Origin of the sequence: Flavobacterium faecale, assembly GCF_048320115.1 — a bacterium.
Classification (GTDB): domain Bacteria; phylum Bacteroidota; class Bacteroidia; order Flavobacteriales; family Flavobacteriaceae; genus Flavobacterium; species Flavobacterium faecale_A.
Window position 1 is genome coordinate 3,564,039 of the sequence record NZ_CP182943.1, and the last position, 14,389, is coordinate 3,578,427.

The 14,389-nt window shown below is 33.6% G+C and carries 13 protein-coding genes and 1 pseudogene; 9 read left to right on the forward strand and 5 right to left on the reverse strand.

Annotation, left to right across the window (positions count from 1 at the left end; genetic code table 11):
• Positions 1-139 precede the first annotated feature (139 nt).
• Positions 140-1,318 (forward strand): Na+/H+ antiporter NhaA, encoded by a 1,179-nt coding sequence (gene nhaA, locus ACNH59_RS14765; RefSeq protein ID WP_418263286.1) that lies wholly within the window; start codon positions 140-142, stop codon positions 1,316-1,318.
• Positions 1,302-2,633, forward strand: a complete 1,332-nt coding sequence (locus tag ACNH59_RS14770) for a TIGR00341 family protein (RefSeq protein ID WP_418263287.1) — start codon at positions 1,302-1,304, stop codon at positions 2,631-2,633. The genes nhaA and ACNH59_RS14770 overlap by 17 nt, the downstream gene beginning before the upstream one ends.
• Positions 2,634-2,707: 74 nt before the next feature.
• Here ACNH59_RS14770 and ACNH59_RS14775 read toward each other — a convergent pair whose 3' ends face one another.
• Positions 2,708-3,088: a hypothetical protein gene (locus ACNH59_RS14775; RefSeq protein ID WP_418263288.1), complete on the reverse strand. Its 381-nt coding sequence runs from the start codon at positions 3,086-3,088 to the stop codon at positions 2,708-2,710.
• Between the two features lie 344 nt (positions 3,089-3,432).
• On the opposite strand from ACNH59_RS14775, the gene ACNH59_RS14780 reads away from it, so the two are divergent.
• Entirely contained in the window at positions 3,433-5,310 is a 1,878-nt protein-coding gene (locus tag ACNH59_RS14780; RefSeq protein ID WP_418263289.1) for a T9SS type B sorting domain-containing protein, read from the forward strand.
• A gap of 64 nt (positions 5,311-5,374) precedes the next feature.
• Here ACNH59_RS14780 and ACNH59_RS14785 read toward each other — a convergent pair whose 3' ends face one another.
• A complete protein-coding gene (locus tag ACNH59_RS14785; RefSeq protein ID WP_418263290.1) occupies positions 5,375-6,415 on the reverse strand; it encodes an RluA family pseudouridine synthase in 1,041 nt (346 codons plus the stop codon).
• Positions 6,405-7,022 (reverse strand): PASTA domain-containing protein, encoded by a 618-nt coding sequence (locus ACNH59_RS14790; RefSeq protein ID WP_418263291.1) that lies wholly within the window; start codon positions 7,020-7,022, stop codon positions 6,405-6,407. The genes ACNH59_RS14785 and ACNH59_RS14790 overlap by 11 nt, the downstream gene beginning before the upstream one ends.
• 120 nt (positions 7,023-7,142) lie before the next feature.
• On the opposite strand from ACNH59_RS14790, the gene ACNH59_RS14795 reads away from it, so the two are divergent.
• From ACNH59_RS14795 to ACNH59_RS14820, 6 genes and pseudogenes are all read left to right on the forward strand, one after another.
• Positions 7,143-8,114, forward strand: a complete 972-nt coding sequence (locus tag ACNH59_RS14795; RefSeq protein ID WP_418263292.1) for a D-alanine--D-alanine ligase — start codon at positions 7,143-7,145, stop codon at positions 8,112-8,114.
• A 40-nt stretch (positions 8,115-8,154) separates the two neighbouring features.
• Positions 8,155-8,349 carry a DUF433 domain-containing protein gene (locus ACNH59_RS14800; RefSeq protein WP_418263293.1) on the forward strand — a complete coding sequence of 65 codons (195 nt, stop codon included), beginning with the start codon at positions 8,155-8,157 and terminating at the stop codon, positions 8,347-8,349.
• Positions 8,350-8,485: 136 nt separating this feature from the next.
• Positions 8,486-8,715, forward strand: a pseudogene (locus ACNH59_RS14805) (DUF5615 family PIN-like protein).
• A gap of 86 nt (positions 8,716-8,801) precedes the next feature.
• Positions 8,802-9,266 carry a pantetheine-phosphate adenylyltransferase gene (coaD, locus tag ACNH59_RS14810; RefSeq protein WP_418263294.1) on the forward strand — a complete coding sequence of 155 codons (465 nt, stop codon included), beginning with the start codon at positions 8,802-8,804 and terminating at the stop codon, positions 9,264-9,266.
• Positions 9,267-9,455: 189 nt separating this feature from the next.
• Positions 9,456-10,034, forward strand: a complete 579-nt coding sequence (locus ACNH59_RS14815) for a PhnA domain-containing protein (RefSeq protein ID WP_418263295.1) — start codon at positions 9,456-9,458, stop codon at positions 10,032-10,034.
• Positions 10,035-10,187: 153 nt separating this feature from the next.
• Positions 10,188-11,726 (forward strand): IS1182 family transposase, encoded by a 1,539-nt coding sequence (locus tag ACNH59_RS14820; protein WP_418263296.1) that lies wholly within the window; start codon positions 10,188-10,190, stop codon positions 11,724-11,726.
• A 173-nt stretch (positions 11,727-11,899) separates the two neighbouring features.
• Here the strand turns inward: ACNH59_RS14820 and ACNH59_RS14825 are convergent, their stop codons facing one another.
• Both ACNH59_RS14825 and ACNH59_RS14830 read right to left on the reverse strand, forming a co-directional pair.
• A complete protein-coding gene (locus tag ACNH59_RS14825) occupies positions 11,900-13,249 on the reverse strand; it encodes a DEAD/DEAH box helicase (protein WP_418263297.1) in 1,350 nt (449 codons plus the stop codon).
• 535 nt (positions 13,250-13,784) lie between these two features.
• Positions 13,785-14,387 (reverse strand): NUDIX hydrolase, encoded by a 603-nt coding sequence (locus ACNH59_RS14830; RefSeq protein WP_418263298.1) that lies wholly within the window; start codon positions 14,385-14,387, stop codon positions 13,785-13,787.
• Between the last annotated feature and the right edge of the window lie 2 nt (positions 14,388-14,389).

The window sequence follows — 14,389 nt, forward strand, 5'->3', positions numbered from 1 at the left end:
ATCATTTAACATTATACTCAAAAGAGCAGAATATCCTTCAATTTAGTTATGCTATTAATGGCAAATTAGGTATTTTTGAAAAAATTAAAATAAAAACTATAATAACCCTAATAGAATATTTTCTAGAAATAAAACTCCCATGAGAAAAAGAATTAAAAAAATCTATCAATCAGACTTGTTTAGAGAATTTTTTGATAATGAAAAATCAAGTGGTCTCGTATTAATTGGCTGTACTTTAATTTCATTAATACTTGCTAATTCCATTTTCGGAGAACAATACCACCACACTTGGCTAACACCTATAGCTGGCCAAAGTTTGGAATATTGGATTAATGATGGATTAATGACAATTTTCTTTTTATTGATTGGTTTGGAGCTAGAAAGAGAAGTATACTTAGGAGAATTATCGAACATAAAAGATGCCCTTCTTCCTATTTTTGCTGCTTTAGGAGGTATGCTTGTGCCAGCAGGACTTTATTTATTATTAAATTCAAATGACATAACTCGATCAGGAGCTGGAATACCAATGGCTACTGATATTGCTTTTGCGCTAGGCGTACTCTCTTTATTAGGCAATAGAGTTCCGCTCTCACTAAAAGTTTTCCTGACAGCACTTGCCGTAATTGACGATTTAGGCGCTATTTTAGTCATTGCTGCTTTCTATACTAAAACCTTGTATTGGACTAATTTACTTGCCGCTTTAGGGGTTATGCTAGTTCTTTTTATAATGAACAGAATGAAATATTACAAAATCATACCTTACCTAATTGGAGGAGTCATTATGTGGTATTTTATGTTGCATTCTGGAGTACACGCAACTATAACTGGTGTTCTTTTAGCTTTTGTAATTCCTTTTCAAAAAGGAGAAAAAACATCCATATCCTACAAATTACAGCATTATTTACACAAACCTGTTGGTTTTTTCATCCTACCCCTTTTTGCCTTAGCAAACACTGCCATTGTTCTAGGTTCAAACATTGGTGAAACACTACAACAACATTACAGCATTGGGATCGCCTTAGGTCTCGTTTTAGGAAAACCGATCGGTATTGCAATATTTAGCTTCTTTGCTGTTTCAATAGGCCTTTGTAAACTTCCTGATGATTTGAATTGGAGGTCCATTATTTCTGTTGGATTTTTAGGAGGAATTGGATTTACCATGTCCATATTTATCACTTTACTAGCTTTTGATGACCATGAAATAATTAACAACGCTAAATTTATCATTTTACTTTCATCTCTAACAGCTGGTGTCATTGGTTTCTTCTCTCTTAAAAAAACTTTAAATAAAGGAAATCATAATGGAAAAACTAATTAGTGATTTTCTAAAATTCATCAACCTCAATCAAGGAGAAGAAGAACGAGGCAAAGTTTTAGACAATGTAAAAGCTAACATTTCATTTAGTGGTTCGAATTTATGGATTCTAGCCTGTGCTATAGTGGTAGCATCGGTGGGGTTAAACGTTAATTCTACAGCTGTTATTATTGGTGCCATGCTTATCTCTCCATTAATGGGACCTATTGTAGGTGCCGGTTTTGGCTTAGGAATATATGACTTCAACCTATTAAAAAAATCACTTAAAAACTTATTAGTTGCCACTATTGTTGGACTACTTGTATCTACCTTGTATTTTTACATTAGCCCTTTTAAAGATACCCAACCTGAATTACTCTCTCGTACCGCCCCAAATATCTACGATATCATTATTGCTTTTTCAGGTGGACTTGTGGGAGCTATTGCTATTACAAGAGTAGAAAAAGGAAATCCTATTCCAGGAGTTGCCATCGCAACCGCCCTTATGCCTCCGCTTTGTACTGCAGGATATGGATTAGCCGTGGGGAGTTATCGCTTCTTCTTTGGCGCTATTTATTTATACACCATTAATTGTGTCTTTATCTGTATTTCAACTTTTTTTATTGTAAAATACCTAAAGTACCCTACAAAAAAACAACTTACAGAAACCAATCAAACCAAAGTAAAATACATCATAACTACCTTAATTACTATACTAATACTTCCTAGTATTTACTTTGCTTACCAACTATTTGAACAAAAAAAATACCAACATGCGGTAGATATTTTTTTAGAAAATGAATTTACAAACAAAGGGATTGCAATTTTATATAAAAAGACAAAATTCAATCAAAACCCCAAAAAACTAGAACTGGGTTTCTTGACCAAAAAATTCACTGAGAAAGAGATTAAATCCTTAAATCAAAAATTAAAATCTTACGAAATTAACAATACCAAATTAGTAGTAATGCAAGACACGACTGATTTAAAAAGTGATATTTTAAACGAAATTAAATACAATAAATCTGTCTTAAGCGAGAAAGATGTCACAATATTAAATTTAAAAAAACAAATTGCTGACAATCACTACAACAACAAAGCGTTATTAGCCGAAATAAAAATTTTATTTCCTGTAATTGATAATATAACAATAGCCAATCATAATTTTAATGAAGGCACAGATAGCCTTAAAACAGTCCCTATACTTGTTTATATCAGTAAAAAAAGACTTGAAGGAGAGTCTGAGAAACAATTAGCCTCTTGGCTCCAACAAAGATTATCAAAAAAAGAAATCCAAATTTACAGTCAGATCAACAATAATACACCTAAAAAAAACTAGTCTGCCATAAAAAAAATCCCCTCAAACACTACTTCAATTGTGTGAGGGGATTCTCTTCGAAAAACTATTCTTTTTTAAGTTGTTTGAATTCCATTATTTTCAAGTATTGCTAAAAGATACAGACCTTCATCTACATCATAATTTTCGATACCATTTTTGTACCATTCTTGAATAATTTCTAATTGGAAGGCGGTGTATCCTTCTGAATCGATATTCATTCCTAACATTCCTGCTAACTGAAATTCATCTAAAACTTTTTTAGTTACTATTCGAGCTGGAATACCCTGTGTCAATTTTCCATTTAATCTCTCGTAATCTGCTCTTCCACATTGAAAACCACAAGTAAAGGCTTGACAATTTTGTAAATTCAAATTAAGCTGACAAAAAGGATTTAAACCTAGTGAATATCCTTCCATATAACCTTGCCTGTAAACGGGGTCAAATATATCTTCCATCTTAATATGGTGTTTAGTTTCTTACTAATTCTATTCAAACCTACCGATATATGCTTAACTATAAAATTAAAATCGTTGAAAGGAAAAAATAATCTTTAACCTTCACTTTAAACTTTATATTATAATCAAAAATCAATTTATTTCTTTAATTGATAAACATATTTACACCATATTATTCTCATACTTAAAAAACTTTAACAACTCTAAAAAGGATTAAATAATTTCATCAACAAACGAAACCAAGAAAAAAGCTCTTTTTTAGGCCGTATAAAAGTAAATCCAAGATCATTCAAATTATTAATCCCGTATCTTTGTTTGTCAATAAAAATAGATAAATTTAGGTTATGGGAATAAAATATTTAAAATATCTATATCATTTTCTTTTCTTGTTGCTATTTTTTACTTGTTGGTCCCAAAATGTAAAAGTATCCCCTACATTTACATACTTAAACTCACCAACTAAAACCTATACCGTAGCTGATTTAAAGATTATTGATCTTCCTTTATCAACAACCGCAATTTGGTATGATGCACTTACAGGAGGCACTATTCTCTCACCAGTTACCCCCTTAGTAAGTGGGAAAAAATATTTTTTGGAAACCGTTCCAGCTGCGGCAATAGGCACTAGACTACAAACGATTGTTTATGAAATCACACCTACAATTACTGCAGACAAAACGAATAACATTTGTGTAGGTGAAATAGTTAAAATCACAGCTAGTAATTTATTGTCAAATGAACAATTTTCAACTGAGAATACCAGCGGTTTAGGGCTAAACCTTGTCAAAATAGCACAATTTGAAAACTCAACATATTATGTAAAACAACAAAAAATGTCTTGGGAAGATGCTAACAACCTCATCAATGCGATACCTGGAGCTTCTATGTATATAATCAATAGTACAACGGAAGAAACTGCAATTTATAACGCACTGACCAGCCTAGGACTAGCAAGCACTACTGACGACGGAATCGCCTATTGGTTAGGCTTAAAACAATATCCTAATGCAAACAACTTTAGCGATAGCGCAAGTCAAGGTGGTTGGTATTGGATTGACGGAACACCTATGACATATACAAACTGGAGTCCAGGCGAACCTAATGATTATAGAGATGCCCCCGGAAACACTCCTCCTTTCCAATTATATGATGCAGGAGGTTCTAACGACGAAGATTACGCACAATTTGACTATCAAAATCGTGGTATAAAATGGAACGACGCTCCAAATGACAGTAATAATCGAAATTCGTTTCCAATATTTGAATTTACTTTTTCAACAGGGCTACAATGGTTTCAATTCAATACAACTACAAACAATTATGATCTTATATCAGGAGAAACCAAAGAAGAACTTATCGTAACCACCAAAGCTGGAATTCAAAAATACAGACTCGATTTACTTACTAATGGGGCAACCTTTTCCTTATATTACGAAATCATAAAAAACGAACCTCAAGTTTTCCCTATCGATACCAACTTAACTACTGCATGTGCCACAACTATAAATACCAATACTCTTGAAGAACAAACTGCTTTTAATACATCAACTTTTGAAAGCACCATTTTAGGAGGCCAAACGGGTATGATTGTGACCTATCAAGACGCGACAGGAAACATACTACCTAGTCCGTTACCAAACCCTTTTGTTACTGGTAGCCAAAACGTAACTGTAAAAGTAGCCAACAGCTCAAACCCTAGTTGCGTAGCAACCACTATAATTTCGTTCTCTGTCACTCCTAGTGTCAAAATTGAATCCATCGATATAAGTGACTTACACAATGAAAATAGTGTTACCGTAGAATTGGAAAACAATTTAGGACCAAATCAGTTCAGCCTTAACGGAGCTAGTGGTCCTTTTCAAGAATCTAATTTTTTCAACGCTGTAGCACCCGGACGTTATGAGGTATATGTAAAAGACAGTAACAATTGTAGCTTTGATTCAAAAACTATTTACGTAATTGGAGCTCCTCAATTTTTTACTCCAAATGGGGATGGTTATAACGATTATTGGAACATTAAAGGAATCGATACTAATTTCAACTCTAATTCCATAATTCATATTTATGACCGATACGGTAAATTCATCAAAGAATTGCAAACTTTAGACCAAGGTTGGGACGGAACTTATGCAGGAAATCAACTTCCTGCTTCGGATTATTGGTACACCGTTAAATTAGGCGATGGTAGGATTGCCAAAGGACACTTTAGTTTGAAAAGGTAACTTGGTTTTACTGATTATTTGTTTAACTGTTTAACCGCTTAAACAGTTAAACAAATAAGACCTTTTATTCCTCCTCTTCAAGCGTATGCGACTTCGAGTAACCTCTCCATTTATCAATACAATCTTGAAAATCTTGTGGCAATTCGGTATCAAAACGTATATGTTCCCCTGTGTTTGGATGAACAAAACCTAAAGTTTTAGCATGTAAAGCTTGTCTTGGTAATGCTTTGAAACAATTATCAATAAACTGTTTGTATTTGGTAAACGTTGTTCCTTTTAAAATCAAATGACCACCATAACGTTCATCATTAAACAAAGGATGACCAATATGTTTCATGTGTGCACGAATCTGATGGGTACGTCCCGTTTCTAAAATACACGAAATCAATGTTACATATCCAAAGCGCTCCAACACTTTATAATGCGTAATAGCAGGCTTACCAATCTCTGGATCAGCAAAAACAGCCATTTGCATACGGTCTTTTAAATGACGAGCCAAGTTCCCTTCGATAGTACCTTGTTCTTCGACTACATTTCCCCATACAAGTGCGATGTATTCTCTTTCAGTAGTTTTAGCCTCAAATTGTTTGGCTAAATGTGTCATAGCAGCCTCAGTTTTAGCAATTACTAAAAGCCCTGAAGTATCTTTATCAATCCGATGTACTAATCCAGGTCGTTCACTGCTGTTCATTGGTAAATTTTCAAAATGAAAAGCCAATGCATTCACTAAAGTTCCTGTATAATTACCGTGTCCCGGATGCACTACCAAACCTGGTTCTTTGTTCACTAACAACAATGCATCGTCTTCATATACTATATCCAAAGGAATATCTTCGGGCAATACATGATTCTCAAACGGAGGATGTGACAACATCACCGTTACAATATCAAAAGGTTTTACTTTATAATTAGATTTTACAGCAATTTCATTTACAAAGATATTCCCTCCTGTAGCTGCATTCTGGATTTTATTTCGGGTTGCATTTGGGATTAACCCCATCAAATATTTGTCAATTCTTAATAAGGCTTGACCTTTTGGCACCTCAAATCTGTGGTGTTCAAATAATTCATCTTCTATGTCAACCGACTCTATATTATTGTTCATTTGGCATTTCATCTAGTGGACTTGCAATACTATCCGTTGGTATACTTTCTTCATAACTCGCTTTTCCGTCTCCTAAAACCAAATCAATTTTAGAGCCTTTCAAAACTTTATCACCTGCTTTAACGTTTCTTCCTTTAAAACGCATCTCCAATACCATATCTTTTGCTAGATTCGGTATATACGTAATAGCCCCCTCTTCAAGACCTAAAGCTCTTAATGTAGGCACGGCTTCACGATAGGTTTTTTCAACTAAATCTGGAATTTTAACCGATGAGAATCCAGATGAATTTATCTTGATATACACTTTTCTTCCCACTTTCACTTTAGCACCAGGCAAAGGATCTTGTTGAACTACGCTATATTTTGGATAGTCACTTCTATAATCTACACTATCCAAAAGGACATAAGCTAAATCCAATTCATCTAATTTTTCCTCTACTTGTTCTTCTGTTAACTTACTCAAATCTGGAACCGTAATCTCATTTCCATGGTCAGTTGTAAAAGTCAACCAATGCATCAACAAATATCCTAAAACGGCAATAATCAAAAGTGCCAAAAAGGCTTGTACAAAAAATACTCGGCTAGTAAGGTATTTACGTAAACTCATAAATTAATTTTTATAATACGACAAAGATATAGCTATTTCGTTCCAAAAAAAATGATAATTTTGTTTAGCATACGTTTAATCGGTTAATCGGTTAGACGTTTAACCTTTTAAACTTATAAAATGAAAAAAATTGCCATCATCATGGGCGGTTATTCTAGCGAATACAAAATCTCTTTAATTAGTGGAAACGTTGTTTACCAAAATTTAGATAAAACCAAATACAATCCTTTTCGCATTCATATTTTCAAAGAAAAATGGGTGTATGTTGATGATAATGAAAATGAATTTCCAATTGATAAAAATGATTTCTCCGTAACGGTTGAAGGCAACAAGTTCAATTTTGACTGCGTATTCAATGCCATTCACGGAACACCCGGCGAAGATGGACTAATGCAAGCTTATTTTGAATTAATCGGTCTACCACAAACTGCTTGCGATTACTACCAAGCCGCATTAACTTTTAATAAAAGAGATTTATTATCTGTTTTAAAACCATACGGAATCAAAACAGCAATCTCCTATTACTTAAACCTTGGTGACGAAATCAATATTGACGAAATTATCAATAAAGTAGGTTTGCCTTGTTTTGTAAAACCTAATAAAGCAGGTTCTAGCTTTGGAATTTCAAAAGTAAAAACTACAGAAGAATTACCAACAGCCATTGAAACAGCTTATAAAGAAGATAACGAAATCATCATTGAAAGTTTTCTTGACGGAACTGAAGTTTCTGTAGGGGTTATCAACTACAAAGGCAAAGTCACCGTTTTACCGATGACAGAAATCGTATCCGAAAATGATTTCTTTGACTACGAGGCCAAATACCTTGGGAAATCTCAAGAAATTACTCCAGCAAGAATTTCAGCTGAATTGACTGAAAAAGTAGGAGCTATTGCCAAACGCGCTTATGAAGTTTTAAAAATGAAAGGTTTCTCCCGTTCTGAATTCATCATTGTAAACGACGAACCGCACATGCTAGAAATGAACACTATCCCTGGAATGACTAATGAAAGTTTGTTGCCTCAACAAGCCGCGGCAGCAGGAATTTCATTGCAAGATTTGTTTAGTAATGCGATTGAATTGGCTTTAAGCTAATTGAATTTTATTTCGTTAACTTTGTATAAAAATTTACTTCATGATTGATTATAAACAACATATCGTTTTAAATTCTGAAACTCGTTTCAGAAAACCAACAATTATAAACAAACAAATTACAGTATTTGATGTTTTAACTTGGCTTACAAATGGAATGACATTTATAGAAATCAATGAAGATTTTCCAGAACTTAATGAAGACAATATAAAAGCATATCTAGCTTACGCTGCTTAAAAGAGAACACAAAATTCAAATAGCATCGTAAGTTTGTTTTTGATCAAAACATATCGTTTAGAATTATCTCTAAAATCAAAAAGCATTTTCAGATGCAAAACAAGTCAAACAATTTGGTATTAAAAATCACAGTGATATAGAAATATGGAATTATGCAAAAGCAAATCAAATGACCATTGTTAGTTTTGGTGCAGACTTTTCGATTTCTCAAATTTCAAAGGGCATCCACCGAAAATTATTTGGCTACGATTGGGAAATACTAAAACTGATTTTCTAGCTAAAATTATCAAGCGTAGATATGCTTTAATCAACGATTTTTCAACATCACATTTTTATACTGAAATTGCTTGTTTAGAAATCAAATAATCATTTCAAAAAGTTACTATTCAAACTAAGAAGTTACCTCTAAAAACATAGATGCATAGTAACTAAGTACCTTAGAATCTAAAAAAATGAGAAAAGCCATATTCCCTGGATCCTTTGATCCCATCACACTTGGACACGAAGACATCATCAAAAGAGCAATTCCTCTTTTTGACCAAATCGTGATTGCCATTGGTGTCAATGCCGAAAAAAAATACATGTTCACCCTCGAAGAAAGAAAACGTTTCATTGAAGAAACCTTTAAAAATGAACCCAAAGTCTCTGTTATAACTTACCAAGGTTTGACCATTGAATTGTGCCAAAAAATAAATGCCGATTTCATCTTAAGAGGATTACGCAATCCCGCTGATTTTGAATTCGAAAAAGCCATTGCTCATACCAATAGAGAATTATCAAAAATTGAGACCGTCTTTTTATTAACAGCTGCTAGTACTTCTTATATTAGTTCAAGTATAGTGCGTGATGTAATACGAAACAATGGTGAATATCAAAAGCTAGTTCCAAAAGCAGTTGTGGTAAGCACCACAAATTAATTCAGAGAACAATTAACAAGTAAGTTTAAAATTATTTTTTCACCATTAAGAAATTAAGAAGATTAAGCTAAATAAATCTTAATTTCTTAATGGTTTTAATTTTCAAATCACCCCAGTTTTCGTAAATACCATTAATAAAAAACTTCTAATCTAATATTCTTAGTAATTTAGCCACCTTAAAACAAAACAATGAGCATCGATAGAGAATTAAACAAACGAAGTGGATCACAATGTGAACTTTGCAACGCCACTGAAAATCTAAAAGTATATACCGTTTTACCTACTCAAAAAGGCGGTCTTGACGAAAGCATATTTGCTTGTTCCACTTGTATTGACCAAATAGAAACCCCAGGCAACGAAGACCTAAACCACTGGAGATGTTTGAATGATAGCATGTGGAGCGAGCACACTCCTGTTCAAGTAGTAGCTTGGAGAATGTTGAGCCGTTTACGATCAGCAGGATGGCCGCAAGAATTATTAGAACAAATGTATTTTGACGAAGATACGTTGGCTTGGGCACAAGCAACTGGCGAAGGCGAAGATGATGAAAATAAAATCATTCACCGCGATAGCAACGGAGTAATTCTTGAACATGGAGATTCGGTAGTACTAATCAAAGATTTAAAAGTAAAAGGTTCTAGCATGGTTGCCAAACAAGGAACAGCAGTTCGTAACATCCGTTTAGACCATGAAAATGCCGAATACATTGAAGGAAAAGTAGATGGACAAACGATTGTAATCATTACGCAATATGTGAAGAAAACATAATTTGTAGTATTCAGTGTTCAGTTTACTCAGATTAAAATTTTATGTAAAAACATAAAAAAGAAGCCGTCTCAAAACTGAGGCGGTTTTTTTGTTTACATTTGGTTTTTTATAGGTTATTTCGTATATTTAGTTATTGATATTAGATAGTTAAATATGAAATTCAAACATTACAACCAACAGCAAACAATACTTTTACCTTATTCGTTTGACGAATTAATTCCAGAGAAACACCCCGTTCGAGTAGTTGACCAAGTTGTGGAGTCAATTAACATTCAACCTCTTTTAAAAGCATACAGTAAAGAAGGAAATCCAGGTTATCATCCAAAGATGTTACTCAAAGTGATGTTGTATGCTTATATGACCAATGTGTATTCTTCTCGCAAGATAGAACTTGCTCTACGTGAGAATATCAATTTTATGTGGTTAACTTCAATGACCATTGTTGATCATAACACCATTAACCGTTTTAGAAGCAATAAACTAAAAGACAGCTTTAAGGAAATTTTCAAACAAGTGGTGCTGATGTTGGCATCAGAAGGCTTAATCACTTTAAAGCAAATCTATACTGATGGCACAAAAATAGAAGCACAAGCAGGTCGTTACACATTTGTTTGGGGCAAGAGTATTAAAACCAACAAAACTAAAATGCTAACCCAGTTAGAAGATTTATGGAATTATGCCCAAAGTATTGATAATAATGATGAGCCAAATCCTGAGCCAACCGAGTTTAAAGAAATCAGTAAAGAAGTAATTGAAAAAACAGTTGCTAAAATAGATGCTAAACTCTCTGGGAATGAAAAAGCTAGTTCCAAAGCAAAAGCTAAATTACGCTACATTAAAAATAATTTTGTTGCCAATTTAGAGAAATACGAGCAACAAGAAGCCATTCTTGGTCAGCGTAATAGCTATAGTAAAACCGACAAAGAAGCTACTTTTATGCGTATGAAAGAAGACCATATGCTAAATGGACAACTCAAACCAGCTTATAACACTCAAATATCAACAGAGAATCAAATCATTGTTCATTACACGATTCATCAAAACCCAACCGACACCAAAACACTCAAACCTCATTTAGAAAATTTTGAACAAACCTTCGGAAAAGAAGTCCTTAAAGAATTAGAAGAAATAACGGCAGATGCAGGTTATGGCAGTGAAGAGAACTATGATTATCTAGAACAAAAAGAGCTTACTGCTTATGTTAAATACAACACTTTTGATAAAGAGCAAGACAAAAATTATCAAAAAAAGCATAAGCCATTTAGCAAAGAAAATCTTTATTATAATCAAGAAGAAGATTATTATACATGTCCAATGGGACAAAAAATGCACAAAACTCATCAAAGCAAACGCACCACAGAAGCAGGTTACCAACAAGTAATGAGCCATTATCAGGCCAAAAACTGTGAGGGATGCCCACTGCGAGGACAATGTTTTAAAGCCAAGGGAAATAGAAGTATTGAGAGGAACCACAATCTTGAGAGGCACAAACAAAGGACAAGAGAACTACTATTAAGCGAAACAGGAGTCCAAAAAAGAAAACAACGCACTGCCGATGTAGAACCTGTATTTGCACAACTCAAACATAATAATGGTTTTAGAAGATTTTCTCTAAAAGGACTTGAAAAAGTGGAGTTAGAGTTCGGTTTAATGGCATTAGGTCACAATTTAAGAAAGAAAATTGCCGCATAAGGTCAATTTTTGACTTTTTCAGCAGAAAGAAAAATCAAACTAAAAAACCTGAAAATAAAAAAGCCGACTCAAATTGTGTTTTGAGACGGCTTCAACGTTAGTAGAAAAATTTCTGCTAACGTTTTTTGTTTGTTGAAAACCGTGACTGAACACTTAATACTGAACACTAAGAACTATTCCTCTACTTTCTTAATCACTTTTCGAGCCACTTCGATTTTGAACTTTTTACCTTTCATTTTTTCGTCTCGAATATTCTGCAATAAGTCTTTTACTTTTCCGAATTTGACTGCGGCAAAAGAAATAAAATCTTTGACTTCTATTAATCCTAAATCGCCTTTTTCTAATTTTCCTTTTTGAGAAAAGAAACCCACAATGTCGATTTTATTTAACTTATTTTTCTTTCCACCGCTGATATAAATTGTTTGAAATTGTGGCGGTTTTGGAACACTTCTAGCTGTTTCTACTTCTAAAACAGGAATAGAATAATCAATATAATCCGATTTCTTTTCGCTATCATGTATCAAAATATACGCCGTTCCCGAAGCCAACATACGAGCGGTACGACCATTTCTATGTGTAAATTCATCTTCTTTTGAAGGCAAATGATAGTGAATTACGTGATTCATTTCTGGGATATCCAATCCACGGGCTGCCAAATCGGTTGTGATTAAGTAACTCATACTACCGTTACGAAACTGAATCAAAGCACGCTCACGTTCGTCCTGATCCATTCCGCCATGGTAATACGTAGCATAAATCCCTTTTTCATTCAAAGTATCACTAATGCGTTCGGCTGCATCACGATGGTTGCAAAAAACAATTGCAGATTCCGATTTTAAGGAACAAATCAAATTGAAAAGTGTACCTACTTTATCTCTTTCTTTGGAAATTACCATTCGCATTTCGAGATTACTCTCTCTCTCTTCTTCTTCAGGAATAAAATCCAAAATCGTTGGATTGACAACTCTCGTGTATTTTGGAATCTCTATATCTGAAGTAGCCGAAACCAAAACACGTTTGTTTAACTTAGGTAACTTTCCAATAATAAAAGACATTTGCTCATGAAAACCCAATTGTAAAGACTTATCAAATTCGTCTAAAATCATTGTTTGGATTTTGTCCAAACGAAAAGTTCCCCTTTCGATATGATCTGCAATTCGGCCAGGAGTACCAATTAAAACCGCTGGTGGGTTGCTTAAGTTTTTGATTTCGGTATCAATAGAATGACCACCGTAACACACATTAACTTTATAATCCGTTCCCATTTTTTTCCAAACTTGCTCAATTTGTAGTCCTAATTCACGTGAAGGAACCAAAATCAAACATTGAACAGACAAAATTTCAGGCTGTAACAACTCTAAAACTGGCAATAAAAAAGCCAATGTTTTTCCGGAACCTGTAGGCGATAACAACAAAACATTGTTGTCATGCAAAATAGCGTCTTGTGCTACTTCTTGCATTTCATTCAATGCTGAAATCGCTAAATTTTTAAGTATATTTTGAGGTAGGTGTTTTGGATTCATTTTTATAATTTGGGCAAAGGTAGTTAAAAATTGTTGTCAGTACAGTATTCCTCAAAAGCCAGACTAGGTTTTGAGCAGTTAACAAATCATCGCAAATCCTAAAACAAAGAATTGAAATTACTATGTTTATACTGCCAATTTTAATCCAAATACAACAATCCGCGAGCTAAAAGCTTACGGTCTTAGCACAACTGATTAAATATTGGCCAATCTCTAAAACTTACTTCTAACCTATCTAGGTAGAAAATTCATTCGGCCACTTTTAATACTTGAGTATAAAAAACGAAGTTGTTTACAAAAATCACCCCAAATTAAAAAAACGAACATCATTTTAAAATTAAAATCACTATCGCGGCCAATAATCAACTAGATGTGTTGAAAAAACAGTTCAAATGACTAATAACAACTAAACTCTGCTTACTGTTTTTTGACTTACAAATTTCATTGTAGTGCAAAACTTAATATCCATTTTGGTTGAACTAAAAAACTATCTGACGATTAGCCTTTATATTATTTCGTCAAATATCAAAAAATATTAATTTAACTTTTCTTCCTCTTCAAACAATAATTTAATATTCTCGTAAGAATTTTTTAACACCTCTGGTATCTCATCAGGGCTAAACCAGGCCACTTTTTCGATTCCTTCCTCCAATTGTCCTTGCGGAATCCCGTCAAAATCTGATTGCATTTCAAACCAATGTGTAATTTTCAACTTATAAACACCGTTGCGTTTGAAAACATGGTAAGTCTTTTGAAGCTTGTTGGTCACTCTTAATTGGTTTACCCCTGTCTCCTCCTCTACTTCACGCATGGCAGTTTGCTCAATATCTTCTCCTTTTTCGGTACCTCCTTTGGGCAAATCCCATTTTCCGTTCCTAAAAATAAAAAGCACCTCCCCTTTTTTATTATAGACCAAGCCTCCACCTGCTTTATTTACAGGTATTTTTGTCTTTAAAGTTTTCATAATTTCACGCTCATCTGGATGATAGAGATAGGCTTTTTGAATTTTATTTTGAAAAATTTTAACAATAAGTTGCTTGATATCAATACTTTCGAGAAGAAATAATTGAAAATCGGTTTCTTTTGATATTTTATTTGTCAAAAAAAGTGGTTTGTCGTTCACAAAAACTTTATACATTT

Bases quoted from the DNA above. Each gene is read 5' to 3' on its own strand.
- ACNH59_RS14800 (WP_418263293.1), top strand. From the start codon at position 8,155: ATGATTGATTATAAACAACATATCGTTTTAAATTCTGAAACTCGTTTC.
- ACNH59_RS14820 (WP_418263296.1), top strand. From the start codon at position 10,188: ATGAAATTCAAACATTACAACCAACAGCAAACAATACTTTTACCTTAT.
- ACNH59_RS14815 (WP_418263295.1), top strand. From the start codon at position 9,456: ATGAGCATCGATAGAGAATTAAACAAACGAAGTGGATCACAATGTGAA.
- ACNH59_RS14795 (WP_418263292.1), top strand. From the start codon at position 7,143: ATGAAAAAAATTGCCATCATCATGGGCGGTTATTCTAGCGAATACAAA.
- ACNH59_RS14785 (WP_418263290.1), bottom strand. From the start codon at position 6,415: ATGAACAATAATATAGAGTCGGTTGACATAGAAGATGAATTATTTGAA.
- ACNH59_RS14770 (WP_418263287.1), top strand. From the start codon at position 1,302: ATGGAAAAACTAATTAGTGATTTTCTAAAATTCATCAACCTCAATCAA.
- ACNH59_RS14830 (WP_418263298.1), bottom strand. From the start codon at position 14,387: ATGTATAAAGTTTTTGTGAACGACAAACCACTTTTTTTGACAAATAAA.
- nhaA (WP_418263286.1), top strand. From the start codon at position 140: ATGAGAAAAAGAATTAAAAAAATCTATCAATCAGACTTGTTTAGAGAA.
- ACNH59_RS14790 (WP_418263291.1), bottom strand. From the start codon at position 7,022: ATGAGTTTACGTAAATACCTTACTAGCCGAGTATTTTTTGTACAAGCC.
- coaD (WP_418263294.1), top strand. From the start codon at position 8,802: ATGAGAAAAGCCATATTCCCTGGATCCTTTGATCCCATCACACTTGGA.
- ACNH59_RS14780 (WP_418263289.1), top strand. From the start codon at position 3,433: ATGGGAATAAAATATTTAAAATATCTATATCATTTTCTTTTCTTGTTG.
- ACNH59_RS14775 (WP_418263288.1), bottom strand. From the start codon at position 3,088: ATGGAAGATATATTTGACCCCGTTTACAGGCAAGGTTATATGGAAGGA.
- ACNH59_RS14825 (WP_418263297.1), bottom strand. From the start codon at position 13,249: ATGAATCCAAAACACCTACCTCAAAATATACTTAAAAATTTAGCGATT.